At 41.5% G+C, this 24,806-nt stretch carries 28 protein-coding genes; all 28 read right to left on the bottom strand.

Annotated elements, in window-relative coordinates; translation table 11 throughout:
* Positions 1–227 precede the first annotated feature (227 nt).
* The gene (locus IV50_RS04915; protein WP_057745919.1) at positions 228–617 is read right to left on the bottom strand and encodes a hypothetical protein; all 390 of its coding nucleotides are present in this window, start codon (positions 615–617) and stop codon (positions 228–230) included.
* Positions 618–636: 19 nt separating this feature from the next.
* Entirely contained in the window at positions 637–1,032 is a 396-nt protein-coding gene (locus tag IV50_RS04910; RefSeq protein WP_057745917.1) for a CvfD/Ygs/GSP13 family RNA-binding post-transcriptional regulator, read from the bottom strand.
* 57 nt (positions 1,033–1,089) lie between these two features.
* Entirely contained in the window at positions 1,090–1,674 is a 585-nt protein-coding gene (locus IV50_RS04905; RefSeq protein ID WP_057745914.1) for a peptidylprolyl isomerase, read from the bottom strand.
* Positions 1,675–1,852: 178 nt separating this feature from the next.
* On the bottom strand, positions 1,853–2,068 hold the full coding sequence (gene rpoZ, locus IV50_RS04900) for a DNA-directed RNA polymerase subunit omega (RefSeq protein ID WP_057745911.1): 216 nt from the start codon (positions 2,066–2,068) through the stop codon (positions 1,853–1,855).
* Positions 2,065–2,685, bottom strand: coding sequence for a guanylate kinase (gene gmk, locus IV50_RS04895; RefSeq protein ID WP_057745908.1), 621 nt, complete (start codon positions 2,683–2,685; stop codon positions 2,065–2,067). The genes rpoZ and gmk overlap by 4 nt, the downstream gene beginning before the upstream one ends.
* 71 nt (positions 2,686–2,756) lie before the next feature.
* A complete protein-coding gene (gene recN / locus IV50_RS04890) occupies positions 2,757–4,445 on the bottom strand; it encodes a DNA repair protein RecN (RefSeq protein ID WP_057745904.1) in 1,689 nt (562 codons plus the stop codon).
* A 36-nt stretch (positions 4,446–4,481) separates the two neighbouring features.
* Complete coding sequence (locus tag IV50_RS04885) at positions 4,482–4,919, bottom strand: arginine repressor (RefSeq protein WP_057745900.1); 438 nt, start codon at positions 4,917–4,919, stop codon at positions 4,482–4,484.
* 4 nt (positions 4,920–4,923) lie between these two features.
* Complete coding sequence (locus IV50_RS04880; protein WP_057745897.1) at positions 4,924–5,754, bottom strand: TlyA family RNA methyltransferase; 831 nt, start codon at positions 5,752–5,754, stop codon at positions 4,924–4,926.
* On the bottom strand, positions 5,748–6,617 hold the full coding sequence (locus IV50_RS04875; protein WP_057745894.1) for a polyprenyl synthetase family protein: 870 nt from the start codon (positions 6,615–6,617) through the stop codon (positions 5,748–5,750). The genes IV50_RS04880 and IV50_RS04875 overlap by 7 nt, the downstream gene beginning before the upstream one ends.
* 3 nt (positions 6,618–6,620) lie before the next feature.
* Positions 6,621–6,842, bottom strand: a complete 222-nt coding sequence (locus IV50_RS04870) for an exodeoxyribonuclease VII small subunit (protein WP_057745891.1) — start codon at positions 6,840–6,842, stop codon at positions 6,621–6,623.
* A complete protein-coding gene (gene xseA, locus IV50_RS04865) occupies positions 6,832–8,169 on the bottom strand; it encodes an exodeoxyribonuclease VII large subunit (RefSeq protein ID WP_057745889.1) in 1,338 nt (445 codons plus the stop codon). Before xseA ends, IV50_RS04870 begins: the two co-directional genes overlap by 11 nt.
* Complete coding sequence (locus IV50_RS04860) at positions 8,154–9,044, bottom strand: bifunctional 5,10-methylenetetrahydrofolate dehydrogenase/5,10-methenyltetrahydrofolate cyclohydrolase (protein ID WP_057745886.1); 891 nt, start codon at positions 9,042–9,044, stop codon at positions 8,154–8,156. The genes xseA and IV50_RS04860 overlap by 16 nt, the downstream gene beginning before the upstream one ends.
* A gap of 112 nt (positions 9,045–9,156) precedes the next feature.
* Positions 9,157–9,681 (bottom strand): ECF-type riboflavin transporter substrate-binding protein, encoded by a 525-nt coding sequence (locus tag IV50_RS04855; protein ID WP_057745883.1) that lies wholly within the window; start codon positions 9,679–9,681, stop codon positions 9,157–9,159.
* Between the two features lie 3 nt (positions 9,682–9,684).
* On the bottom strand, positions 9,685–10,188 hold the full coding sequence (locus tag IV50_RS04850; RefSeq protein WP_057745880.1) for a hypothetical protein: 504 nt from the start codon (positions 10,186–10,188) through the stop codon (positions 9,685–9,687).
* Positions 10,189–10,310: 122 nt separating this feature from the next.
* Positions 10,311–11,054 (bottom strand): glucosamine-6-phosphate deaminase, encoded by a 744-nt coding sequence (locus IV50_RS04845; protein WP_057745878.1) that lies wholly within the window; start codon positions 11,052–11,054, stop codon positions 10,311–10,313.
* A gap of 110 nt (positions 11,055–11,164) precedes the next feature.
* Complete coding sequence (gene thrS, locus IV50_RS04840; RefSeq protein WP_057745876.1) at positions 11,165–13,138, bottom strand: threonine--tRNA ligase; 1,974 nt, start codon at positions 13,136–13,138, stop codon at positions 11,165–11,167.
* A gap of 341 nt (positions 13,139–13,479) precedes the next feature.
* Positions 13,480–13,935 (bottom strand): flavodoxin domain-containing protein, encoded by a 456-nt coding sequence (locus tag IV50_RS04835; protein ID WP_057745874.1) that lies wholly within the window; start codon positions 13,933–13,935, stop codon positions 13,480–13,482.
* 19 nt (positions 13,936–13,954) lie between these two features.
* The gene (gene mutL, locus IV50_RS04830) at positions 13,955–15,952 is read right to left on the bottom strand and encodes a DNA mismatch repair endonuclease MutL (protein WP_057745871.1); all 1,998 of its coding nucleotides are present in this window, start codon (positions 15,950–15,952) and stop codon (positions 13,955–13,957) included.
* A gap of 17 nt (positions 15,953–15,969) precedes the next feature.
* The gene (gene mutS / locus IV50_RS04825) at positions 15,970–18,606 is read right to left on the bottom strand and encodes a DNA mismatch repair protein MutS (protein ID WP_057745868.1); all 2,637 of its coding nucleotides are present in this window, start codon (positions 18,604–18,606) and stop codon (positions 15,970–15,972) included.
* Positions 18,607–18,683: 77 nt separating this feature from the next.
* Positions 18,684–19,229, bottom strand: coding sequence for a YceD family protein (locus tag IV50_RS04820; protein ID WP_057745864.1), 546 nt, complete (start codon positions 19,227–19,229; stop codon positions 18,684–18,686).
* Between the two features lie 5 nt (positions 19,230–19,234).
* On the bottom strand, positions 19,235–20,419 hold the full coding sequence (locus IV50_RS04815; protein WP_057745861.1) for a nucleotidyltransferase: 1,185 nt from the start codon (positions 20,417–20,419) through the stop codon (positions 19,235–19,237).
* Between the two features lie 6 nt (positions 20,420–20,425).
* A complete protein-coding gene (locus IV50_RS04810; protein ID WP_057745859.1) occupies positions 20,426–21,172 on the bottom strand; it encodes a class I SAM-dependent DNA methyltransferase in 747 nt (248 codons plus the stop codon).
* Positions 21,172–21,537, bottom strand: coding sequence for a ribosome silencing factor (rsfS, locus tag IV50_RS04805; RefSeq protein WP_057745856.1), 366 nt, complete (start codon positions 21,535–21,537; stop codon positions 21,172–21,174). The genes IV50_RS04810 and rsfS overlap by 1 nt, the downstream gene beginning before the upstream one ends.
* Position 21,538: 1 nt before the next feature.
* Entirely contained in the window at positions 21,539–22,144 is a 606-nt protein-coding gene (gene yqeK / locus IV50_RS04800) for a bis(5'-nucleosyl)-tetraphosphatase (symmetrical) YqeK (RefSeq protein ID WP_057745853.1), read from the bottom strand.
* Positions 22,137–22,763 carry a nicotinate-nucleotide adenylyltransferase gene (locus IV50_RS04795; protein WP_057745850.1) on the bottom strand — a complete coding sequence of 209 codons (627 nt, stop codon included), beginning with the start codon at positions 22,761–22,763 and terminating at the stop codon, positions 22,137–22,139. The genes yqeK and IV50_RS04795 overlap by 8 nt, the downstream gene beginning before the upstream one ends.
* 26 nt (positions 22,764–22,789) lie before the next feature.
* Complete coding sequence (locus IV50_RS04790) at positions 22,790–23,104, bottom strand: YhbY family RNA-binding protein (RefSeq protein ID WP_057745846.1); 315 nt, start codon at positions 23,102–23,104, stop codon at positions 22,790–22,792.
* Between the two features lie 2 nt (positions 23,105–23,106).
* On the bottom strand, positions 23,107–24,249 hold the full coding sequence (gene yqeH / locus IV50_RS04785; protein ID WP_057745844.1) for a ribosome biogenesis GTPase YqeH: 1,143 nt from the start codon (positions 24,247–24,249) through the stop codon (positions 23,107–23,109).
* Entirely contained in the window at positions 24,242–24,769 is a 528-nt protein-coding gene (locus tag IV50_RS04780; protein WP_057745841.1) for a YqeG family HAD IIIA-type phosphatase, read from the bottom strand. Before IV50_RS04780 ends, yqeH begins: the two co-directional genes overlap by 8 nt.
* Positions 24,770–24,806 lie beyond the last annotated feature (37 nt).

The following is a 24,806-nucleotide window of genomic DNA, read 5'->3' as shown; positions in this document are numbered from 1 at the left end:
CCTACACATTTGTTTATATCGAAACGATATTCAGTTTTCAATGATCTACTTGTTGGTTGGGATAACTCCCTGACGCAACTTTTACATTATAGCAACTATTCATTACGCCGTCAACAACTTTTTTGTTTAAAGTTATCAAGCAAATTGCTGTGTTGCTCTCAACAACTTTTTAGATATTACAGATTTTTTCGTCACTTGTCAACAAAAAAGCCAATATTTTTTTAGATTTATGCATCCATTTTTATAACACCTGACATATCAACGTTTTTAACTAAGTTAAGTGCATCCTTTGCATTAACAAATTCCATACCAACAGCGGCTAAACGATCCATATTGATCTTGTCGGAATCCACAACTTCGAAAGTGAAAAGTGATGTTGAATCCTTTGACCCATCTGGTTGTGCACGGTGCCAAACAGCAAGTTCATCTAATCGTAAGTTATCTAAGTTGAGCCCAAGTTGGTTTTTCATTCCTGATAAGAGCGAACCTAGCGGTGTATCCTCTTCATGCTTGTGTGCTTTTACAGTATAAAAATTAGCAATTGGTTGTTCATCCTTTACCATAAAAAAAGATTGATCTGCGCGTGTAAAAATAATCGTACCTGCAACTAATGTCATTTTTGGTTATCTCCCAGTTTTATTGTCGTAACTTCACTAAGGCTTCTTGTAAGGATTGATTTAAATGCTTACTAATTGTTTCAAAACCGATGTTCAAATGCTGGTTCGTCCAGTAAACATGGTAGGTTGACTCAAAGGTATGCTTCTCCGTAAAATCAGCATCTTTTATATCTTGTAAATCTTGGATGCTTCTTTGTGATAATGAAATTTTCTGATCATATTCATCAATATCTAAAATCATCACCTGAATTTTTTGACCAACCTTTAACTCGTCTTGAACTTGCTTGATATATGCCGAGCGGCATTCTGATATGTGTACTAGCCCTTGCGTCGTTTGATCTAATTGTACAAAAGCACCATAAGGTTGAATTCCCGTAACGGTTCCTTCAACGATGTCTCCAATTCGATATCGCATCATTCCCTCCACTATTATTTTATGTATTCAGGGGTATCCCCTGATAATGTATCAACATTAGTCAACAATTGTTGCTTTGATAATCTCGATGTTTTCTTTCGGCTTATCTGCATAGTCAACCTTTGTCTTAGCAATGGCGTCAACGACGTCCATCCCTTCAATAACTTGACCAAACACAGTATGGCGCCCATCCAACCAAGGTGTTCCCCCGTTTTGTGCATAGTAATCAATAACTTCATCAGAAACTTCACCCTTTAGTGAACGCAACATTTTAGCTGGAACCCGTGTGGCCTGAACAATAAAGAATTGTGAGCCATTGGTATTTGGACCAGAATTAGCCATTGAAAGGGCACCTCGAAAGTTAAATAACTCACTTGAGAACTCATCATTGAACTTCTTACCGTAGATAGATGTACCACCCATTCCGGTTCCGCTTGGATCTCCACCTTGAAGCATGAAGTCAGCAATTACGCGGTGAAAAATAGTGCCATCGTAGTAATTATCTGAGATCAATCCCATAAAGTTTTCAACCGTCTTAGGTGCTTGCTCAGGAAAGAGACGGAACTTGATAATACCTTTCGTAGTTTCAAACTGGGCCACGGGTCCCTCGATTGTCTCTGCTTGTGCTTGTAATAATGTCATAACTTCATTCCTCAACTATCAATAATTTTATATTATTTTATCTGTCTAAATTATAGCATACAATCGACTAATCGCTTAAATATACACGGGTTAAGACACGACTATAACCCTAGTGTGGTATTTTGTATCAGAAAGCATTAAATACAAAAAAACAAGCTGAAAAAATTTCAGCTTGTTTTTAGTCGTCTAATTTTGCAGGTGTTGGATCAATGACCACATTTCCAGCTTCGATTTCTTCAAAAGCCTTACCAATTGGCTTCACAGATTCAAATTCTGGCAAAGTTGGCAAAGCCCCTTGCTCTAATTCGTGAGCACGCTTAGCACCCAAAGCAATCAACTTGTAACGTGAGTCAACACGTTCTAATAATTTATCAACAGATGGATATAAAATCATGATTCTTCCAGCTCCTCAATCATCGCATTGTATCCGGGCAACACGCGGTTAACCCGTAGTCGTTCAACTTTAATAATATCTTTGATCCGTTGGACCGCCAAAGGCACTTCATCATTCACAACAGCATAATCGTAATTAGCCATCATTTGAATTTCCTTGGTTGCAGCATGAACGCGTCGTTCAATCACTTCAGGCTGCTCGGTACCACGCATAATCAATCGTTCTTTTAGCGCTTGCAAATCTGGTGGCGTCAAGAAAATATAAGCACCTTCTGGCATCTTTTCTTTAACTTGCAGCGCCCCTTGCACTTCAATTTCAAGCAAGACATCTTTACCAGCTGCTAATGAGTCATCAATAAATGACTTGGGTGTTCCGTAGTAATTACCGACATACTCAGCATACTCTAACATTTCGCCATCTTGAATCTTTTGTTCAAATTCATCACGAGTAACAAAAAAATAGTCTTCACCATCTACCTCACCATCACGTGGATGACGAGTAGTCATTGAAATAGAATATTGAAAATCAACGTCTGGCTCTTCAAACAATGCTTTTCGAACAGTTCCTTTTCCAACGCCGGATGGTCCAGATAATACGATTAAAACACCACGCTTCATGCTTTGTTACTCCCTTTTTAACTTAAGTATTTAATAATTGTACTCGGTTTACCCCGATTTGACAATACAGTCTATTGATTACGCCGTGCTTGTTCACGTGCAATAAGATCACGTGCATTTTCACGTGCTGCCTCTGTTAGTTCATCCCCAGAAAGCATCCGCGCAATTTCATCTACTCGAGCCTCATCAGATAGTTTAACAACCGTCGTCTCAGTCCGGCCGTCATGAATATTCTTTTCAATGAAGTCGTGGTGATCTGCAACTGCCGCCACTTGAGGAAGGTGCGTTATGGTCAACACTTGTGAATGACGTCCAATATCAGAAATTTTTTCCGCGATTGCTTGCGCAACACGACCCGAAACACCTGTATCAACTTCATCAAAAATAATCGACGTAACCCCTTGCTCACGTGAAAAAATCATTTTCATCGCCAACATCATCCGAGATAGTTCACCACCAGAAGCGATCTTAACGAGTGGCTTTGCACTTTCACCTGGATTCGTTTGAATATAAAACTCTGCTATATCATTCCCATCAGTGTTTAATTGTTCACTTTGCGTCAACTGTACCGAAAAGACAGCTTTTTCCATATAAAGGTCTTTTAATTGTTCATGAATCTGTTGAGCAAGTTCCAAAGCTGCGGTTTGACGAATCGTATGTAACTGATTGGCTAACGTCAGGGCACGGTCATAGGCTTGTTGTGTTTGCGCTTCAAGCTCGGCAGTTGATTGCTGTGGTCCACCCATTTCGGCTAATTGTGTTTCAACTTTATCTTGATGCGCTAAAACGTCAGCAATGGTGGCACCGTACTTTTGCTCTAAGGTCCGAATCAGGCTTAGGCGTTCATCGACATACTTTAAGCGTTCAGCATCAAACTCTAATCCGTCATGCACCGATTCAATTTCAGAAGAGACGTCTTGCAGGCTATAAAAAATTTCGCGCATACTTTCCGCTAATTTTTTATAGCGTGAACCGAACTCTTCAATATTTTCTAGAGCGCCTAAAGCTGTGGAAATACTTTCGATTCCATTGCCTTCCCACTCACCATCCAAAACTTCGTGTGATTTAGCCAGCGCTTCTAACACATCTTGATAGTTAGATAATTCTTGAAATTCATCTTCAAGCTTTTCTTCTTCACCAACTTGCAAATCAGCTGCTTTCAACTCTTCACTTTGGAACGTCAACATATCCATGCGTTGGGCCCACGCTTGTTCATTTTCGCGTCGCTCATGCAACGTCTTTTCTAACTGTCGATACTCCGCGTACGCTTTGTCGTAAGCAGCTTTAGGTTCAGCTAAAGCGTTTGATGCGTATTCATCTAATAACTTCAAATGTTGATCAACCTGCATTAACGCTTGGTGCTCATTTTGCCCATGAATATCAACCAAATGATTGCCCACTTCTTTTAACGCTGTTGCGTTGAGCAAAGTCCCATTAATCCGGATAACATTTCGTCCATTCCGATGCAGCTCACGATGAATCAATAACTGTTGATCATCCATTTCAATCCCAAACTTTTCCAAAACTGGTGTCAGTTGCTCTGGATTATCAACATCGATTAGACCTTGTAAAACAGCTTTGTCAGCGCCTTCCCGAATGTAGTCCTGCGATCCACGTCCACCAGTTAAAAGACCAACAGCGTCAATAATGATCGACTTTCCAGCTCCTGTCTCACCAGTTAAGACCGTCATCCCTGGCTCAAAACTCAAATTCAATTTCGGAATAATTGCAAAATTTTGAATTGATAGTTCTTGTAACATATTTTGCCTCCTTTCTTCACCAATAATGGTTATCTTTTAAAATTGCTGCATGAATGTCTCGCCTTGCACGTCCGTCTTTAGGATAATGAGAACACTTGCATCGTCACTCATTGTGCCAAAAACTTCTTGGAAATCCACTGCCATAATTGCCGTCTTTAGGGCAGGTCCTGAACCTGGTAAGACATCAATAAAGACCAAATTATTTTGGGTCGCCACTTTTGTGCCCGTTTCATTCAGGATTGCTTTTAACTGGTCCAGTGAACTATCACTTTCCATTATGGCATATCGAAAAGATCCATCATTTTGTGGTACTTTAATCAACTGCATTTCTGAAATATCGCGCGAGATTGTTGCCTGTGTCACTTGCCAGCCTGTAGCATTTAACGCTGCCACAAGGTCCTCTTGTCGTCGGATATCAGCTGTTTCAACCAACTCCCGAATCGCTTCCTGGCGTTCAACTTTACTCTTCTTCATCGTCTTAAGCCTCTCGATGCGCGTTTAACTGCTCATGCGCACGATCTACCACGGCTTGTCGATTCTGGGCATCCATTGTACTTGCGCCACCGTCTAGGACAAGATGGGCCAAAAATTCGATATTTCCTGACCCACCCTTAATTGGTGAGTAATCAAGTCCCGTTAAACTAAACCCATTTTCTTGAGCATAGTCTGCGACTTGGTTAATGACATTTAAATGGGTTTGAGCATCCTTGACGATACCGTGTTTACCAACTGCTTCTCGACCAGCTTCAAATTGTGGCTTAATTAGCGTTGCCACACTACCACCCGTTTTTAAGATCTGCGATAGTGGTGGCAAAATTAAATTAAGTGAGATAAAAGACACATCGATTGTCGCCACTTCAGGTTGACCCTCAGTAAAGTCAGGTAAAGTTGCATATCGGAAATTCGTATTCTCCATCACAACCACACGTTCATCCGAACGCAATTTCCAAACCAACTGATTTGTTCCAACGTCTAAGGCATACACTTTTTTGGCACCATTTTGGAGGGCCACATCTGTAAAGCCACCTGTTGATGATCCGATATCAAGGACAATCTTATCTGTGAAGTCTAAATTAAAAACCTCAATCGCTTTTTCTAATTTAAAGCCTCCTCGAGAAACATATGGCATCGGTGCGCCCTTTAAGTGTAGATCAACGGTCACTGGAATCTTTTCACCCGCTTTATCCATTCGTTGTTCATTTTCGCCTAAAATTTCGCCTGCCATAATGGCCCGCTTTGCTTGCTCTCGTGATGTGAATAATCCTTGTTGGACGGCTAATACGTCCACACGTTCTTTTTCTACTACCATTTTTTCTCCAATGTTGCATCAAAATACTGTAAGAAGGCATCTAATAGATCCGTTGACACTTGGCAATGCGCACTAATTTGGTTCAGAGCCAAGCGCGCAACATCTACTTGTTCTTGCAAAGCCGCAACGGCCCCTGGAACTGTGAGAATTGTTGGATAAGCTTGTTTATCTTCAACGTCATCTTGTCCTAAATCATCTAAGTCGTCCTTGATTTGAAAGGCTAATCCAAAGGCTTGGCCAAATTGATTGAGGGCCGTACGCGTCGTCTGATCAACCTCAGCCATAATCGCACCAGCAACTAAACTATAGCGGAGCAAAGCTCCCGTCTTAAGCTCGTGTACCTGGGTCGCCTGAGCCAAAGTCACATTATCGGCACCAGTGTAGGCCATATCAAGCACCTGCCCTCCGACCATACCATTACCACCAGCTGCCAAAGCTAACGCTTGAACCAGTTCTAAACGTTGTGCCACCGACAATTGGTTGGTTTGACTTAACCACTGAAAAGCGAGCGGTTGTAGTGCATCCCCCGCCAAAATGGCCAAGTCTTCGCCAAATTTCACATGGGTCGTGGGTTGACCACGCCGTTCTTGATCATCATCCATTGCAGGCAAATCATCATGAATCAAACTATAACTATGCACTAATTCAATCGCATCAGTTGCTTGTAAAAGGGAATCAGGTGCTACCCCAAATGTTTCCAAAACTGCAATCGTCAATAGCGGACGTAGTCGCTTACCGCCGGCTAAAACGGCGTAGCGCATCGCGGCCTGTAATTCCGATTGCGCGACATCAGTTGTTATTTGTTCATCTAGTTGCGCTTGAATTTTAGGCACCCAACTATTTTGAAAAGTTATTAAATCCATATATTATCCTTCGGGTGTAAAATCGGTTGTTTCACCATTATCGTCAACAATTTTTGCTAGACTTTGTTCTGCTGACTGAAGTGTTTTTTTTAACGTTTGGCTTAGTTGAATACCCGTTTCAAATTGTGCCAAGGCTTCTTCCAGTGGCACATCTCCTTTTTCGAGTTGTGTCACAATTTGTTCAAGCTTCGTTAGGTTTTCTTCAAATGTTGGCTTATCTGTCATTTGTTTCTCCAATTGTTTTTATCTGAGCATTTACGGTTCCATCGGCCAATCGAATTGCTACCATATCATCAACATGTAAGTCATTTACGCTTCGCATAATCTTGTCATCTTTTTCGACGAGACCATAACCACGCGCTAAAATCGAAAGCGGACTAACCAACTGCAAACCAGCAACTGCTTTAGCCGTTCTTTGTTCAGCGCGTTCAAGGGACTGTTCCATCGCTGGTGTTAGACGATTAACGACAGCATTCGTCTCATAGCTTTTTGCATCGACGAGCTGCGTCATAGCTGGTAGTAAGCGGTTTACAACATTATTACCGTCGTAACGTTTTGTTTCAAAGATACGCGTCATTGATTGTAGCAATGCTTTTTGCGCAATATCGACACGCTGTAAGTATCCTTCGTACAATCGTTGCGGCTGCATTAAGACATAACTTGTTGCAACCCGTTGATACCGTTCATTAGCTTGTGTAATCTGTCGTTGCATTTGTGCATACAAACGTTGATCATATTGCTGGAGTCCTTGCCAAATATCAGTTAGCTTAAGTGGTGTTGCAATTTCAGCCGCAGCAGTCGGTGTCGCCGCACGTTGATCGGCAATGTAATCCGCGATAGTTGTATCGGTTTCATGTCCCACTGAACTAATAATGGGCATTGGCATTTTTAACATTTCACGCGCAAGTGATTCATCATTAAAAGCCCATAGGTCTTCAATTGAACCGCCACCACGTCCAATAATCAAAACATCAATATCTGAACGTTTTGCGACAGCTTTTAATTGATTAATTAATGATGGTACTGCATTTTCACCCTGCACCACAGCTGGATATAAATCAACCTCAGCAATCGGGTAACGACGCTGAACTGTTGTTAAAATGTCACGAATCACCGCCCCACTAGGGGACGTAATGACGGCGATTTTCTGCGGAAAACGGGGAATTGGTCGTTGTAGTTGCGCAAACAAACCTTCTGCTTGTAATTTTTGCTTTAGTTGTTCGTACGCTTGATAAAGCGCTCCAACACCATCCGGTTCAATTTTTTCAACAATTAAACTATACGATCCATTCGGACCATATAAATCTAGGTGGCCGATGACGTTAACTTTCATCCCCGGTTCAAGTTGGAAAGCTAACTTATCAAAAACATTTTTAAACATCGTGGCATTAATAACCGCTGATTCATCTTTCAGCGAAAAATATTGATGTCCTCGACGTGGCCGAAAATTCGAAATTTCACCTGTCACATAAACCCGCTTTAAATAAGGGTCAGCAGTGAATTTCCGTTTGAGATATTGCGTTAATATTGAAACGCTTAAATATTCTGCCATCCTGCCTCCAAGGTTACATCATGGTGTTGGGCCGCTAATTCAACGGTTGTTTCCAAAAGCGTTGCGATTGTCATCGGACCCACTCCACCAGGTACTGGCGTAATTTTACCGGCAATTGGTTCAACTGCCGCAAAATCAACATCACCTACTAAATGTCCGTCTTCCATGCGGTTAATCCCCACATCAATAACAACGGCACCAGGTTGAACATCTTCAGCTTTAATCAATTCTGGAACACCAGTCGCCACAACAATAATATCTGCCTGACGTAATAGCTGATGACGCAATGCATCAGGCGTATACTTGTGTAGCAAACTAACTGTGGCGTTTTCACGTTGTAACAAGGCGAACATTGGTGTTCCCACTAAGACTGAACGTCCAACGACAACGGCATTCTTTCCAGCAAGTTCCACATGCTCATGGTGTAGCATTGTCATCACACCACGGGGCGTATTTGCAACGGGAAAGAACCCATGACGATTGGCAAATAATTTACCAACATTTTCAGGATGAAATCCGTCAACATCTTTTTCAGGCGAAATGGCTTCTTGAATGTGTTGTTCATTCATGTGCTCTGGTAGTGGGCTTTGTACCAAAATGGCATCAATAGCCGGATCCGCATTAAGCTCAGCAATCTTAGCAATCACTTCAGCTTCACTCAAATCTGCTGCGTAACGAATTGTTTGCGCAGCGACACCTACTTTTTCAGCCGCGCGCCCCTTATTACGTACATAAATTTCACTGGCGGGATCATCCCCAACAAGAATTACTGCTAAGCCCGGAACAACATTGTACCCTTGTAAGACCTCAACTTGTGCCTTAACTGCCGCACGTAATTCTTTTGCAATTAAACGTCCATCAATTAGTTCAGCCATTCATCTTCACCCCGTCATTTATTTAAGTTATATGCGCTAATTTTATCATACTTTTCGAAGGTCTGGCATTCACCCTGGATAAAAAAAGAATCGATGCATCGCATCGATTCGTTTATGATTTGAAGAAATAATGATAAAAGTACAAAAACAAGCTGACAAAAATACCAATCACCAGTGTGTTCATCGTCGCAACGGACACACCTTGCTGGAAAACAAACGTCAAACTTGATTTATAAATTAAGTAATCCCCTAATGGTGCAATTAGCCCCCAAGCCAAAAAATTCACGAGAGCTTGCCAAAAGTTAAATTGTAAAATCTGTTTCATCGTTAGTTGACGGGTCAACAACTCCAAGCGACGTGACACCAAGCCTAACATCAATCCGGCGACCCCTTCAGTAATAATCCAAGTCCACCATACTGTTGAATAATTTAGACTATCGTACAAAAAATGACTGGTGAAACCAACACCCATCGTACCAATTGGTCCCATAAATAATGAGGCGACCCCCAATATTGCAGGTTCTAACGTCAACATTGTATTGGGCACATTGATCGATACGCTCAAAAATTGATAGGCAAAGAACCCCGCAAAGGCCCAAACCAAGACTAGACCACATTGTTTAAGAAAATATTTCATAACTTATGCATCCTCATCGTTTTGCTGCTCCGTCTCTGTGGACTCGTTTTCAGCCTCCGTTTTGGCAGTAGCCTCATTTTCATTAATCAAGGCTAACTTTTCATCAAAATAATTTGCAATTTTGGCTGCCACTGAATCAAAGTCATCTAAGTAAGCTGAAACCGTGGCTGCGTAATCAATCCGAAGTTTTGAGTGTGAAACAAATGGGCTCTCGACAATCATATAAAGATTAACTTCTTTAGCCGGGTCATTGATCACAATCTTGCTAATATTATTAACGTATCGTAGCGGTAGATTAATAAGATTTGATTCAAGTCGCAAGTGAATTGGTTCATCGCCACTGATGACAATTTCGGCACTTACCAGTTGCTCTTGCTCAAGCGTCACGGTTACAAACGTAAAGAGATCATCGAGATTAATCGTACTTTGATCCGCAGCTGTATACGTCTTTGTTACGACCTCGTCTTGCTTAAGGCGTTCAATGAGTGCGTTCCCTTCTAATTCCATGTTTATCAACCACTTTTCCTAATTTATTCGTTCTGCTCTATAGTTTAGCATATTTGTTTTAAAGAAAAAAAGTGACGTCTAGTAATTTAGACATCACTTAATTTTTAATTTAATCACTGTGACTATTCAACACTTGCACTAAAAGGCGTAATTTGTGCTTGTGTGCTTAATTTGCTTGCAGCTGCAGCATCAACAATAACTGTCACATTATCGTGGTTTTGAAGCGCCGAAGCTGGAACGTCTTCTGTTACAGGACCTTCAATCATTGCTGCAACCGCATCAGCTTTAGCCTCACCATATGCCACGAGCACGATATGCTTGGCCTTCATAATGCTTGCAATCCCCATTGAATATGCATAACGTGGCACATCGGCTTCATCCTCGAAGAAACGTGCGTTCGCATCAATCGTTGATTGCGTCAATGTAACGCGATGCGTTCCTTCATCAAATGGCGTTCCTGGTTCATTGAAACCGATATGTCCATTTTTACCAAGACCAAGTAATTGCAAGTCAATTGGGTGTTCCGCAATAATTTCATCATAACGCTTCACTTCAGCATCACCGTCTTCAGCCAAACCATTTGGCACAAAACTTTCACGGAAAGGCTTCGCATCAAACAAATGCTTTTGCATGAAATAGTGATAACTTTGTGGATTTTCAGGTGAAAGACCAACATATTCATCTAAGTTAATTGATGTCTTTTGACTAAAATCGAGTGCAGAATGTGTTAGTTGTTCATAAATAGTCACCGGTGTTGAACCAGTCGCTAAACCGAACGTGTTTGCCCCTTGTTCCAAAGCAGTTTTAAATTCAGCGAAGCCAGCTTCTCCACCCATATTTTGATCGACAACTTGAATAATGTTCATGATAATTCCTCCTGAAATCTCCTTGTGGTATAGACCAATAATAACACATTGGTCTATACCAAGCAAGCACAAAAAAAGGTTCTCGCATAAGCGAGAACCTTTTTAGCGCTTTATTTTTCGTCGCGTGCTGCTTCGACTTCTAAGTAACCACGTGAATGGTTAGCAATATCAGCCAAAAGACGCTTTTGGAATTCGTCGAATGATTCAATTTCAGTATCTGTTGAACCGAAATGACGAACTGTAACAGAGTGGTTATTCACTTCTTCATCACCAACAACCAGTGTATATGGCACCTTTGAAGTTTGTGCATCTCGAATCAAGTAACCCATCTTTTCGTTACGATCATCGTATTCAGCACGGATACCTTGTGTAACCAAAGTATCCTTGATTTCTTCTGCATATGCGCCATGAGCTTCACGGTTAACTGGAATGATGCGAACTTGTTGAGGTGCCAACCATGTTGGGAACGCACCCTTGTACATTTCAGTTAGGTGCGCTGTGAAACGTTCCATCGTTGAAATAATACCACGGTGAATCATGACTGGACGGTGTTGTTCACCATCGGCCCCAACATAAGCAAGATCAAATTGTTCTGGCAACAAGAAGTCAAGTTGGATAGTTGAAAGTGTTTCTTCACCACCCAAAGCTGTCTTGATTTGCACATCCAACTTAGGACCATAAAAGGCTGCTTCACCTTCGGCTTCAAAGTAATCCAAGCCCATGTCATCCATGGCACCCTTCAACATCTTTTGCGCCTTCTCCCACATATCATCATCATCAAAATACTTCTCAGTATTTGCTGGGTCACGATATGACAAACGGAAACGGTAATCAGTGATATCGAAGTCCTTATAGACATCGACCATCAACTTCAAGATCTTCTTAAATTCATCTTCGATTTGGTCAGGCATCACGAATGTGTGTCCATCATTCAAAGTCATTTCACGAACACGTGAAAGTCCTGTCAAAGCACCAGACTTTTCATAACGGTGCATCATGCCTAATTCAGCCACACGGAAAGGCAAATCACGATATGAACGTGGCTTGTGCTTATAAACCATGATATGTGAAGGACAGTTCATTGGACGAAGTTCTAGGAATTCGCCATCACCCATATCCATTGGTGGGAACATATCTTCACGATAGTGATCCCAGTGACCTGATTGCTTGTACAAGTTCAAGTTTGAGATAACTGGTGTGTAGACGTGCTTGTAACCGTCTTGGACTTCACGGTCAACAATGTAACGTTCCAAAGTTCGACGAATAGCCGCACCATTTGGCATCCAAACTGGCAAACCGGCTCCCACTTCAGCCGAAGTAAAGAACAAATCTTGGTCTGCACCAATACGACGGTGATCACGTTCCTTAGCTTCTTCGCGACGCTTCAATTCAGCATCCAAATCCGCTTGGTTCCAGAATGCTGTTCCATAGATACGTTGTAACATTGGGTTAGAAGACTTTCCACGCCAGTAAGCTCCAGCAACAGAAGTCAACTTGAAGAACTTAATCCAACCAGTTGATGGTACAAGTCCACCCTTATCCAATTCGATGTGCTCTCCTTGAACAGCAATAGAAATTTTTTCATCAGCAGGTAAATCGTTAATCAATTCAATCTTGTATGGATCATCCTTAAACATATCCAAAGCCTCATCACGTGTAATCTCGCGTGAAACGATTGGCAAGTTTTCCTTCACGATTTGGTGCATCACCTTTTCAATTTCTGGGAATTGATCAACTGTGATTTGGCCATCTGGCTTATCAGTATCATAGTAGAAACCATTCTCAATCGCTGGTCCAACCCCAAAGTGCATGTTAGGGTACAAGCGCTTCAAAGCTTGTGCCAAAAGATGTGATGTTGAGTGACGTAAAATTTGCAACGCTTCTGGTTGATCCTTGGTAACTAATTCAAAATCACCATCTTCCAAAACTTCATCATTCATACCAACATAATTACCATTTAACTTGGCCGTCACAGCCTTTTTAGCAAGTGACTTGGCAATGCCATTGGCAATTTCAAGTGGCGTTGTTCCAGCAGCATATGTTTTCACTGCACCATCTGGAAATGTTAAGTTTACTTCTGCCATTTGTTCATGCTCCTTAGATTATATTTGTTGACTGATTCTGCCATAAAAAAATCCCGTTATGCTACATAGTATATGTAACATAACGGGACGTCTTTTACGTGGTACCACCCGAGTTCAGTTAGCGTAATCAAAAATTAGGCCAACACTCTAGTTCTCTTAACGCGAGAATACGCAACTGGTTTACCAGCTGACTCGGAAGGAGTACCGTAAAAACAACCTGGTCCATTTCCACCCACTAGGACTCTCTAAACAAGTTGTGATTTCTACGACATATCTTCGTCAACGTTCTATTTGATTATTATTATACGCACACTTTTTTTAAAAGAAAAGGACCAATTAAACTATTTTTCAAAGTTAGCCAATAGCCTTTTGACAAAGGCCTGTAAATGTTCGGCATCCGTTTGATCAGGATACAAATTTACTTTCACGCCCGGAGCCCCTTGTTTAGCACCAGTTTCGGCTAAACGCGCTTCAAAAGTATCAACCGCTGTACAATAATCTTTTCCATAATAATCATCACCTGAGCCAGCCACCCCATATACAATCTCTGGTAACTGCACTTCGGCTAAATCATCATAAAAATCCAGCGCTTCATCAGGAATTGATCCCAAGTCAAATGTGTAGGGAACCAAGACTAAAATATCGGTATTCGCTTTAGTAATCGTATGCGGATCAATTAATTCAATTTGTTCGCGAGTAACATCGACTGCTGCCTTCTCGAAGGCTTTGACAATAATGTTCGCCACAGCCTCATTATTCCCCGTAATCGTCGCGAACATAACCCGTGCTTTTAGCATTTAGCTCTCCCTGCTTTCCTTAGAATGGATGTTCATCATATTCAACCCATGATTCGTGTGAATCTTGAATCCGTTTAAACATTTTTTCCATGTCACTCATGGTAAACGTCACCATCACAGGGCGACCATGCGGACAATTATATGGGTTCTTTGTTTCACGCAATTGATCTAACAATCCTTGAGCCTCATAATCGTTCAAGGCCCAGTGCGCCTTGATTGACCGCTTGCAGGCCATCATAATTGCCGTTCGCTCTCTAAACTGGGCGAGCGTCAATGTCCCATCCCGCAAGAGCCAGTCAATCATTTCACGGACCGTTGCTTCCTCTTGACCAACTGGGAACCAGGCTGGATGATCATGCATAATGAATGTATTCGTCCCAAATGGCTCTAAATGAATCCCCAAGTTAGCTAACTCATCTAGTTGTCCAGAAATTTTCAATGCATCCGCAGTGGCATATTCCAAAACAATAGGTACCAACAAGCGTTGACTCTCGAGACCTTCCTTAGCAATTTCATCACGATAATACTCGTACTTAATCCGTTCTTGAGCTGCATGTTGATCAATCATGTAAAGACCTTCAGGCCGCTGGGCAAACAAAAATGTTCCATGCATTTGCCCAAAATAACTCAATTCTGGCAAGCCTGTTCGCTCGGCTTGAGTTGTCGTTTGAAAATCCAGTTCTTCTTGTTGTCCTACGTACGTTGCACCTGATACACCTGTATCAGCGATAACATCATCAAAGGCTGAAGCTGGATGTGCATATCGTGCAGCAAATGCTTGGACATCCGTTTGCGTTAAATCTGATTGCGTCGTCACCGTAATTGGTTCAATGACCTGATCAGGTTTCACCATCGGTTCTGACTCAGGCTGTACCTCTACCTCAGGTACAACTTCTGGTGCAACATCAATGGATGGCTGTGCTTCGGAACGGAACGGTGCGGATGTTTCGTTCAGCTGACTCACAAAATCATCATTTGCTTGAGTTGTCGCTTCGCCTAAATAATTTTGATAGGCGTTTGGAACGAGATTTTCTTGGGCAATCCGATTATAGATTGTGTTTTCAATTAACGCGACTAATTCAGTTTCTTTAGATAAACGCACTTCGTGCTTTTGCGGGTGTACGTTTACGTCAATCAATAACGGATCCATTTCAATTTCCAACACGCTTATTGGAAAACGCCCCACCATCAATTTTGAACCATACCCTTTTACAACAGCATTTGATAATTGATAGTTTTTAATATATCGACCATTAATAATCAAAGAAATATATGAACGGTTAGCCCGCGTTAACTCAGGTAATGATGTTAGTCCATTAATTTTAAAATCGTCATCCTCAGCACTAAACGCAATCATTTTACGTGCCTGCTGAATTCCATAGACTGCTGCTACCACTTGCTGTAGCTCACCATTTCCCGATGTTCGTAAAAGTTCTTTCTTTTGATGCACTAAATGGAAACTAACATCCGGGTGACTTAAGGCCAAGCGATTAACCACATCTACAATTTTTGAAAGTTCAGTTGATTGTGATTTCAAATACTTTAACCGTGCTGGCGTGTTATAAAACACGTCATTCACAGTAATGTCTGTTCCTTTACGAGCAGTTGTCCCGGTCTCTTCTTGAACTTCACCACCACGAATGTGAACCAGCTTCCCAGCATCTTGATCTGCCGTTGCCGTTTTCAAAACAACATCACTAACAGATGCAATCGAAGGAAGGGCCTCACCACGAAAGCCTAACGAGTTAATCCGAAACAAATCATGCCTTGAGGTGATTTTAGATGTCGCATGACGTTCAAAAGCCTTCAAAGCTTCTGTTTCAGGAATACCGTTACCGTCATCAATCACACGAATTGATTTTATACCGGCATCTTCAACTAAAATATCAATATGTTGCGCTTGGGCATCAATTGCATTTTCAGCCAGTTCTTTAACAACCGATGCTGGTCGTTCAATCACTTCACCTGCCGCAATTTGATTCGACAAATTTTCTGATAAGACTTGAATTTGCGTCATCCTGCCCTCCTTCCTCGTTATTCACGTAATTGGTTTTGCCATTGATTAATCTTCATCATGGCTTCTAGTGGTGTTAACGCTGCTAAATTCAAATTTTGAACTTCTTCGGCCACCAGTTGACTTTGTTGACTAGTTTCAATTTGGAATAAATCCAATTGATCATCAGTGGTGTCCACAGGTTCAGCCACTGCTGCGACCGATTGCGCTTGATACACTGCACTCGGCTCTGCTAAATGTTCAGGTTCATTTTCCGTTTCATTCACACTTGCGCCCTGAGCTTCTAACCCATGCAGAATCTCTGTCGCCCGGCTGATGAGGGAATCTGGTAATCCAGCAAGCTTCGCCACATTAATACCATAACTTTGGTCAGCTGGACCATCTAAAATTTTATGTGAAAAGACCAATTCACCATTCTCTTCAGTTGCACCAACATGAATATTACGTAAATGTGGCAGTGACTCTGCCAATTCAGTTAATTCATGATAGTGGGTCGAAAAGAGCGTTTTTGCATGCGTATGCGCATGGACATACTCAATAATTGCTTGGGCTAGAGCCATACCATCATATGTCGCCGTTCCACGCCCAAGTTCATCAAAAAGAATCAGTGAATGACTTGTCGCATTCTGAAGAGCTGTATTGGCTTCAGCCATCTCAACCATGAAAGTTGAATTCCCAGAAATCAAATCGTCGGCTGCGCCAATTCGCGTAAAGATTTGATCGAAAATTGGTAACTTTGCTGAACTTGCTGGTACAAATGAACCAATTTGTGCCATGACGACAGTCAAAGCTAATTGACGCATATAAGTTGATTTACCTGACATGTTTGGACCAGTAATCAATAAAATCAAATCATCTGGTGACATGGTCACATCATTGGCAACATAACTTTGATGCCCCAATACTTTTTCAACTACCGGATGACGTCCATCTTTGATATCAATGGTTTCTTCATCGGTAAGTTCTGGACGGACAAAATGGTAATCTTCTGCCACTGTTGCCAATGAAAGTAAGACATCCAAGGTTGAAATCGCATTGGCTAACTGCTGAATTCGAGCAATATTCGTTTTAATTGTATCGCGAACTTCAACGAACAAACGATATTCTAGGTCACTCGATTCTGTTTGTGCTTCAAGAATTTCTTGCTCATGTTCTTTCAATTCTGGGGTGATGAAACGTTCAGCGTTCACCAGGGTTTGTTTTCGGGTATAACGTTCCGGATCTAGTTTATCAATATTGGCCTTGGTCACCTCGATATAGTACCCAAAAACCTTATTGTACCCAATTTTTAGCGAATTAATGCCAGTGGCCTCACGTTCAGTTGCTTCTAAATCAGCCAACCATTGCTTACCATTTGTTGTGACTTTTCGATAACTATCGAGCTGTTGATTAAAGCCACTCTTGATTAGGCCACCATCCGTCACTGAGATAGGCGCATCATCATCAATTGCTTCAGTAATTAATGCTTCTAAATCCGAAACCGGATCGAGTTGTTTTATAAAGTCACCAAAAATCGTTTGATCGAGGTCCGCTAATAAATCAATAATTTCAGGCATCGCTCGTAATGAATTGCGCAGTTGCAACAAATCGCGTCCGTTAGCTGTCCCATATGCTATCCGTCCGGCTAAACGTTCCAAGTCATATACCTGTTGTAACTTTTCTTGTAAAGCTACCCGAGTAAAGTATTCATCAATTAGGATGGCAATCTTATCATAACGTTGCTCAAGCGTTGAACGGTCCAAAAGCGGTTGCTCAAGCCATTGCTTCAACATTCGACCACCCATGGCTGTCTTGGTATTATCCAAAAGCCAAAGCAACGTTCCCGAACGTTTTTGTGTCCGTAAATTAGTTGTAATTTCAAGATTTGCTCGTGAATTACGGTCAAGTTTTAAGAATTGGGCTACTTCATAAGGTTGTGCAATTTGTAGGTGATCCAATGAACGCTTTTGCGTTGTAAATAAATAACTCAACAACAAATTGGTCGTTTTAATTTCTAAATCATCACTCAAATTTTGATTCAAATATGAAACTTCCGCATTGTTTAAAAATTCTGTTTGCTTTGATTTTAAAATTCCTAAATTAGTCAACGTTGCATTCAAATCATCGGGTAAATCTCCAGTGGTGACAATTTCTTTTGTCTCTAAGCGGCTTAGTTCATTTAGCACAGCATTCACTGTTTGAACACGGGTTACCTTTAGCTCACCTGTTGATAAATCAGCATATGCTAATCCAAAGCATTGGTGATCATCTGCCATAGTCAAACCAACTAAATAGTTGTTTTCCTTAGCCGCATCTGCAGAGTCTTTCATCCGCGTTCCTGGTGTAACCAGTTGGACGACCTCGCGTTTAACCATTCCCTCAGCATCAGCTGGGTTCTCCATTTGCTCGACTACAGCGACCTTATAACCTTGATCCACCAAGATATCGATATAGTTTTGTGCAGCATGGTGTGGCACACCTGCCATCGGAATTGGATTTTCCGAATTTTTATTGCGCTGTGTTAGCGTCAATTCAAGAATTTGTGATCCCTTGACTGCATCCTCATTAAACAACTCATAAAAATCACCCAGTCGATAGAATAAAAATGCGTCAGGGTACTGCGCCTTAATTTCATTATACTGTGCCATCATGGGCGTCGTTGTTGCTTTTTTTGCCATAATCCCCCGCTTTCCATCCAAGCATGTGGTATTGAAAAACGCTCACCGGTGTTTGAATACCAATAAGCGTCAAATCGTTATTCATCATCATTCAATAAATCAGCTAAGCCAGCCAATGGGGTATGTTTTGCTTCAGGATCTTCAGCCTTTCTAGCAGCGTAAGCATCTTCAGAAATAACTTCCCAATCTTTTCCAGAAGGCATTTCATCTGTTTCTTTTTCTGTTTCAGAAAGAACTTGCATAGGTACCGAAACCACAATTGACTCCATAATTGCTTCATCAAAATCAATTAAATCATGCTCAACTAAGATAATAGTTTCATCGTCTTCATAGCGATCGGCGTGCGCTGCCTCCTGGATATAGATTTCATCCATATCTGTCTCTAGAGGCAATTCAACTGGTGTCAATGAACGACTTGATGGGGTGACAATTGTTGTAGCTAAATGTAAATGAATGAGCAAATCGTCTCGATCAGCTTGAATATAACCGGTCACATGAATCGGTTCAATATCTAAAATCACATCCGAGAATTTCTCTAACATTGGTCCTTTTAGATCGAGCGTTTCATCGACCATTAAAGGTTCATTTTTATAATTTTGTAACTCAGCAAAGTGCCATTTCATTATGTTCACCTCTCAAAATATATTGGAGTACGCCCCGTATCTTGGGGAGACTGATCAAATTCCGGCCGTGTAAACAGCTGATAAATCATCCCCGCCCGATAATCAAGGGCCATGATTGTTTGTACATCCTGATGACTGACCCGATTAATCACAGGGAGTTGCGTCAAATCACGAATATACTTCAGATATTTTCGACCAACCTGGTCTTGACCTAAAATTCTTAAATAAGGTTGGTTAAGCGCAGTCATCACCTCAACTTGTGTCATATTTAATAATACGTATAACAGGCTTCGGCTAAGCCGTGACCGCGTATATCTTTTAGATTTGAAATCATCTAAAAGATCCGCAACTGTCAGATACTGTTTTTTTTCAGCTAAAGCTTTTAAACGATAGGCCAATCCGTCGTTCAATTGGTAAATTTGCTCAAGTCCCGTAACAGGCGTTGTGCGTACCTTAAACAATAGACTCGTCAGCCATGCCTCATCAATTGGTACAACTTGCCCACCTCTTGACAGAGCGGTTGCACCCGTGGTCGACATATATTGCTTTAATTGGTCAACTGACTGACCACTAGCTAATCGTAGTGCCGTTGCACTCGCCACTTCAGTGTTTTGATCAAGCTCACGATCGTGATATTGTGCTTGCTTTCGTTGGATGGGATGCAAACTTATTTCACCCTGTAGGCCAAGTTCAATGACTGCATTAGCATACGCAAACCCCAACAAATCGTTTGGACTTTCAATTCGATAACCGACCAACGCTTCAATCACATCATTAAATTGGGTCGCATACGTTTTCGTATAATCTTGTTTAAAGTGTTCCGAATCGGCTAATGTGGCATGTGCTTGCTGGGCTAACCCCATAAAATCCAACTCTGCATGTTCAGCGCCAAACACAATCGTTTCAACTTGTAGGTCTGCCAATAACATTACAGCGCCACGTGCAAAAAGATGCGCTGGCTGTACAGCGAAAGCAATGGGTAATTCAACCACTAAATTCACGCCACCCTCCAGCGCTAACGCTGTTCGCTGCCATTTATCCATTACAGCTGGCATCCCACGTTGTACAAAATTACCGCTCATCACTGCCACTACCGCATCCGCACCGGTGACGCGTTTAGCCTCTTGTACATGATATAGATGACCATTATGAAATGGATTATATTCCGTTATCAATCCAACCGCATGCATGCTAGTTTACCCCTTAGTGACGTTGAAGAACCAGCGGGTCGCTTGATCAACTTGTTCTGATCGTCCAAAGTCTGCGGTCACTTCAACATGCTTAAAGCCAACTTCTGCCAATAAATCTTGATAGACCTTAAGTGCGTAAGTCTTTTCGGTATGCAACTCTTGAAGTTGACGGTAACCATCAATTTCTTCCTCATACACAAAGAACGTTAATTCATGTTCAACCGTATGCTTTTCATCTTCTACCCCATATGATGACCACATGAAGGCAGTTTCATCATCATGCCAATTATACATATAGCCTGGATAGACTTCATCTGTTTGAATTGGTGTAATCACATCAAATAAGAATTGCCCATCTGATTCCAAATGATCATATACTTGTTGAAATGTTTGCTTAAGTTCAGCAGGGTTCGCTAAGTAATTCAATGAGTCAGCAAAACACGTAATGGTTTGAAAGTTCAAATCCAAATCTGCCCATTCACGCATGTCACCTTCAATCAATGGCAACTCAACGTCAGCTTCCTGAGCATGTGTCATTGCAAGACTTAACATTTCAGGTGATAAATCAAAATTAAACACTTCAGGGTAGCCTGCTTGCTTGAGCATAATGGCCAATCGACCGGCGCCCCCTGCTAATTCAAGCAAGCGACCTTGTGGTTTTTTGATTGTATTTTGCGCATACGCAAACCAATCCTCATAGGCCGCTTCGTCAAACAGTTGATCATAAAGGCTCGCAAAAGTGCCATAATTCATTAGAATGAATCCTCTTCCACCCAGTCAGAAATATCAATTTCTGGTGCATCACCCCAAAGCTTTTCAAGGTTATAGAAATGACGAACATCATTCTTAAAGATGTGTACAATCAAATCACCGTAGTCCAACAAAACCCATTGTCCTTCACGACGTCCCTCTTGACGTGTCAAAGCAAAACCAGCTTTTTCCATTTGATCAACAATTTCATCAGCAATTGCCAAAACTTGACGTTCTGTTGGTGCTTGCATGATAAGGTATTCATCAGCAATAAAGCTAATGCCTTCTAAATCTAATGCGACGATATCCTCAGCGCGCTTACTATCAGCAGCTTTAACTGCCACTTCTAACATTTTTGATTCTGCCATATTATTTCGTACTCCATTCGTTGTATGTTGTCATGGTTCCCGGATAAATGGGACCCTGTTTCTGTAATAAAAATTCAAGGGTGTGACGTGTTTGCCAACCAACGCTAGCTGCTAAATCATCAAAAGCTAGCTGACGTACTTCGGTCACCCCGGGAAAATCACGGCCAGCCTCAACGTAATCCGCCATGTAGATAATTTGGCTCAACGTTGTCATATAGGCCGCACCAGTTGTATGTTGCCGAATTGCATCGAGAATATCCTGATCCGAAATGGCTAGCTCATCATGGACCATTTCGGCCCCAACAACGCCATGCCAGAGATAGTTACCCCAGCTTTTTAAGTCTGGGTCTAAGTGTTTAGCATCAATGACCGCCAAAAAATCAGCATCAGAACGTTCTTTAGCATAATCATGCGTTAAGGCAGCAATCGAAGCCTTTTCAGGATTAACCTGCCATTTTTCAGCAAGTTGTAAAGCCATCTTTTCAACACGAAGAATATGCTCAAAACGATATGTTGAAACTTGTGCTTCAACAAGCTTAATTAAATCTTCTCGTGTTCCGGAAAAATACTTATCTGTATAAACTGGAAAGTTAATTGTATCAGTCATTTAAATATAATCCTTCCTTGAAAATATAAGCTGCGACCATATCGGGAACCAGATACCTTACTGAGCGATGCTCGGCAATTCGTTGACGGATGTCGGTTGAACTAATTTCAAGCTGAGGCATTTCAACCCATTCGACTGGGTAGTCCGTCTCAGTTGGCTGTCCTTTACGGTGGACGCCCACAAAGTGAACTAATTCAAGCAGGTCATCAATTCGATGCCAAGTTGGTAGATAAGCTACCTCATCCCCACCAATGATAAAGTAATACTCAACATTTGGGTGGGCTTCTTTGAGGGCAGCCATCGTATCATACGTATAGCTTTTTCCCCCGCGGAGCACCTCGCTCAATTCAATATCAAATTGTCGATTCCCCATAATGGCTGCACGCACCATGTTCACTCGATCTTTTGCATCGATTGTTTTTTTCTCATCTACATGCGGTGGCAATGCATTGGGCATAAATCGAATCTGATCTAAGTGTAATTGATCAGCAACTTGCTCTCCAATCATCAAGTGACCATAATGTGGCGGATTAAATGTTCCACCTAAAATACCCACCTTTAGTGGTGCGTCGTCTGTTACCGTTGCTGTTTCTACTTGAATTTTCGTCTTAATTTGCATCATGCTACCTCAGCCTATGCTATCTGTTAAATATGTCGAACCTCAGCTGAATAGTGACGTCGATCTTTATCATTTGATTCACCAAACAACACTAAAGTGTGTCCAATCGATTGCACAACTTGAATATCAGAGTTTGCTTCAATAAACTCCTTTAATTCAGCCACAGTAACATCTGAGTTTGGCAAAATATTTACCTTAAATAATTCACGCTTATCAATCGCATCACCTAGTTGGTCAAGCCAATTTTCAGTCATGCCTTGCTTTCCAATACTGAATAGCGGACGCATGTCGTGGGCAGATGCACGTAAATAACGCTTTTGTTTTCCTCTAAGTTCAATCATGTTTAAATCATCGCCTTTCGTGACAAAACAGATACGCCCTTAGGCGCCCAAGCTGCAACTACGGAATTAGCTGGGACTGTCACCCAACCTAAGCCGTCAATCACAATATCTGTTTTTTGTGTTGTTTTAAATTCATGGCGTTGCAATGGAGGCAAATCCGCCAAGTGTTCCGCCTCAGGAGGTGCCAATAATTCACCAGCATGTTGCTCATAAAAGGCATCTGCCTTCTCCAACTTCGTACGGTGCAACATTAAGTTGTTCTCAAAATAGGCTGTAAAGCCACCTTTTTCACCTTGTACAAAATCAAAACGGGCCAATGCTCCAGCAAAAATAGTTTGACCTGGGTTTAATTGGTATGTCCTTGGCTTTAGTTCCTTTTGTGGAGAAACATATTTCAAGTCCTTCGGTGTCAAATAGTGCGCCATTTGATCTTGATGAATGATTCCCGGTGTATCAATAATTGAAGAGTGATCATCCAAAGGGATTTCAATTCGGTCAAGCGTCGTTCCTGGGAAACGTGACGTAGTGATAACATCTTGACGTTCACCAGTAACCTCTTTGATGATTTGATTGATCAAAGTTGATTTACCAACGTTAGTAACCCCTACGACGTAGACATCACGACCATCTCGGTAACGTTCAATCATTTCAAGTAATGCAGGTACATCGTCTCCGTTTTTACCAGACGTCAACGCAATATCATCGGGTCGAAGTCCTGCAATATTTGCCTGCTGACGCATCCAATCTTTGATTTTTGAACGGCGGAGTGAACGTGGCAAAATATCGATTTTATTTCCCACTAAGATGACTGGATTGTCCCCCACAAAACGGTGCAAACCAGGAATCAGTGAACCTGAAAAATCAAATACATCCATCACGTAAACAACCAGTGAATCCGTTTGTGAGATTTGATCTAACAAACGGCGAAAATCGTCATCAGTCAAACTAACTGGTTGAATCTCGTTATAATGACGCAAACGGAAACATCTTTTACACAAGATTTCCTCATTCTCGAATCCCTTTTTCAAAGCCGACATTGGCGTATAGCCAATCGCGTCAGGATCTGTCGTTTGAATTTTTGCGCCACATCCAATACAACGCAAATCATCTGCTAAATATTCCGCAATCTCTGCTTCGTTAATCAATTGAAGTCCTCCATGTCATGTCTGGGTGCTTTTTCATCACCCGCTTTTTTACGCCTTTTTCAAAAAATCGGTTAATTTTGGTATTCCATTGGTCGGTTTCAATCAACGGCTTTACTAGAATGCTGCGAATACCGGCTCGATTTGAAGCCCATACGTCAGTCAGCAATTGATCGCCAACCATCACTAACTCATTTGGTTCTAAGTCTAGTGCATGTTGTGCTTCTTTAAGTCCTTTTGTATTTGGCTTAAGCGCTCGTGAAACGAACGGTAAGTCTAATGGTTTAGCCACACGTTCAACACGATCAGCAGAATTGTTTGAAACAATCATCACTGTAATACCTGCTGCACGCATTTCATCAAGCCAATCATGTAATTCAGGTGTTCCATCTGGATTATTCCAAGCAATTAACGTATTATCTAAATCCGTTAACACCGCTTTAATCCCTTGCGCATTTAATTGTTCGGGTGTGAGATGGTAAATTGCATCTAACATCCATGTTGGTGTAAATGATTCAGTCATTTTAAATCCTTTTTTGTCTATAGTCTTAGTTTATATT

The organism is Weissella viridescens, from assembly GCF_001437355.1.
In the GTDB taxonomy this organism is placed as follows: Bacteria; Bacillota; Bacilli; order Lactobacillales; family Lactobacillaceae; genus Weissella; species Weissella viridescens.
Note: the sequence above shows the minus strand (reverse complement) of the source record. Positions and strands in the feature narration are given on the sequence as shown.

Bases quoted from the DNA above. Each gene is read 5' to 3' on its own strand.
- IV50_RS04860 (WP_057745886.1), bottom strand. From the start codon at position 9,044: ATGGCTGAACTAATTGATGGACGTTTAATTGCAAAAGAATTACGTGCG.
- gmk (WP_057745908.1), bottom strand. From the start codon at position 2,685: ATGAAGCGTGGTGTTTTAATCGTATTATCTGGACCATCCGGCGTTGGA.
- IV50_RS04855 (WP_057745883.1), bottom strand. From the start codon at position 9,681: ATGAAATATTTTCTTAAACAATGTGGTCTAGTCTTGGTTTGGGCCTTT.
- IV50_RS04820 (WP_057745864.1), bottom strand. From the start codon at position 19,229: ATGAAATGGCACTTTGCTGAGTTACAAAATTATAAAAATGAACCTTTA.
- rsfS (WP_057745856.1), bottom strand. From the start codon at position 21,537: ATGGCAGAATCAAAAATGTTAGAAGTGGCAGTTAAAGCTGCTGATAGT.
- IV50_RS04845 (WP_057745878.1), bottom strand. From the start codon at position 11,054: ATGAACATTATTCAAGTTGTCGATCAAAATATGGGTGGAGAAGCTGGC.
- yqeK (WP_057745853.1), bottom strand. From the start codon at position 22,144: ATGACTGATACAATTAACTTTCCAGTTTATACAGATAAGTATTTTTCC.
- recN (WP_057745904.1), bottom strand. From the start codon at position 4,445: ATGTTACAAGAACTATCAATTCAAAATTTTGCAATTATTCCGAAATTG.
- IV50_RS04790 (WP_057745846.1), bottom strand. From the start codon at position 23,104: ATGATTGAACTTAGAGGAAAACAAAAGCGTTATTTACGTGCATCTGCC.
- IV50_RS04905 (WP_057745914.1), bottom strand. From the start codon at position 1,674: ATGACATTATTACAAGCACAAGCAGAGACAATCGAGGGACCCGTGGCC.
- IV50_RS04885 (WP_057745900.1), bottom strand. From the start codon at position 4,919: ATGAAGAAGAGTAAAGTTGAACGCCAGGAAGCGATTCGGGAGTTGGTT.
- rpoZ (WP_057745911.1), bottom strand. From the start codon at position 2,068: ATGATTTTATATCCATCTGTTGATAAATTATTAGAACGTGTTGACTCA.
- thrS (WP_057745876.1), bottom strand. From the start codon at position 13,138: ATGGCAGAAGTAAACTTAACATTTCCAGATGGTGCAGTGAAAACATAT.
- IV50_RS04815 (WP_057745861.1), bottom strand. From the start codon at position 20,419: ATGCATGCGGTTGGATTGATAACGGAATATAATCCATTTCATAATGGT.
- xseA (WP_057745889.1), bottom strand. From the start codon at position 8,169: ATGGCAGAATATTTAAGCGTTTCAATATTAACGCAATATCTCAAACGG.
- IV50_RS04850 (WP_057745880.1), bottom strand. From the start codon at position 10,188: ATGGAATTAGAAGGGAACGCACTCATTGAACGCCTTAAGCAAGACGAG.
- IV50_RS04880 (WP_057745897.1), bottom strand. From the start codon at position 5,754: ATGGTAGTAGAAAAAGAACGTGTGGACGTATTAGCCGTCCAACAAGGA.
- IV50_RS04780 (WP_057745841.1), bottom strand. From the start codon at position 24,769: ATGACTGAATCATTTACACCAACATGGATGTTAGATGCAATTTACCAT.
- IV50_RS04875 (WP_057745894.1), bottom strand. From the start codon at position 6,617: ATGGATTTAATAACTTTTCAAAATAGTTGGGTGCCTAAAATTCAAGCG.
- IV50_RS04870 (WP_057745891.1), bottom strand. From the start codon at position 6,842: ATGACAGATAAGCCAACATTTGAAGAAAACCTAACGAAGCTTGAACAA.
- mutS (WP_057745868.1), bottom strand. From the start codon at position 18,606: ATGGCAAAAAAAGCAACAACGACGCCCATGATGGCACAGTATAATGAA.
- IV50_RS04910 (WP_057745917.1), bottom strand. From the start codon at position 1,032: ATGCGATATCGAATTGGAGACATCGTTGAAGGAACCGTTACGGGAATT.
- IV50_RS04795 (WP_057745850.1), bottom strand. From the start codon at position 22,763: ATGCAAATTAAGACGAAAATTCAAGTAGAAACAGCAACGGTAACAGAC.
- IV50_RS04915 (WP_057745919.1), bottom strand. From the start codon at position 617: ATGACATTAGTTGCAGGTACGATTATTTTTACACGCGCAGATCAATCT.
- IV50_RS04835 (WP_057745874.1), bottom strand. From the start codon at position 13,935: ATGCTAAAAGCACGGGTTATGTTCGCGACGATTACGGGGAATAATGAG.
- IV50_RS04810 (WP_057745859.1), bottom strand. From the start codon at position 21,172: ATGAATTATGGCACTTTTGCGAGCCTTTATGATCAACTGTTTGACGAA.
- mutL (WP_057745871.1), bottom strand. From the start codon at position 15,952: ATGACGCAAATTCAAGTCTTATCAGAAAATTTGTCGAATCAAATTGCG.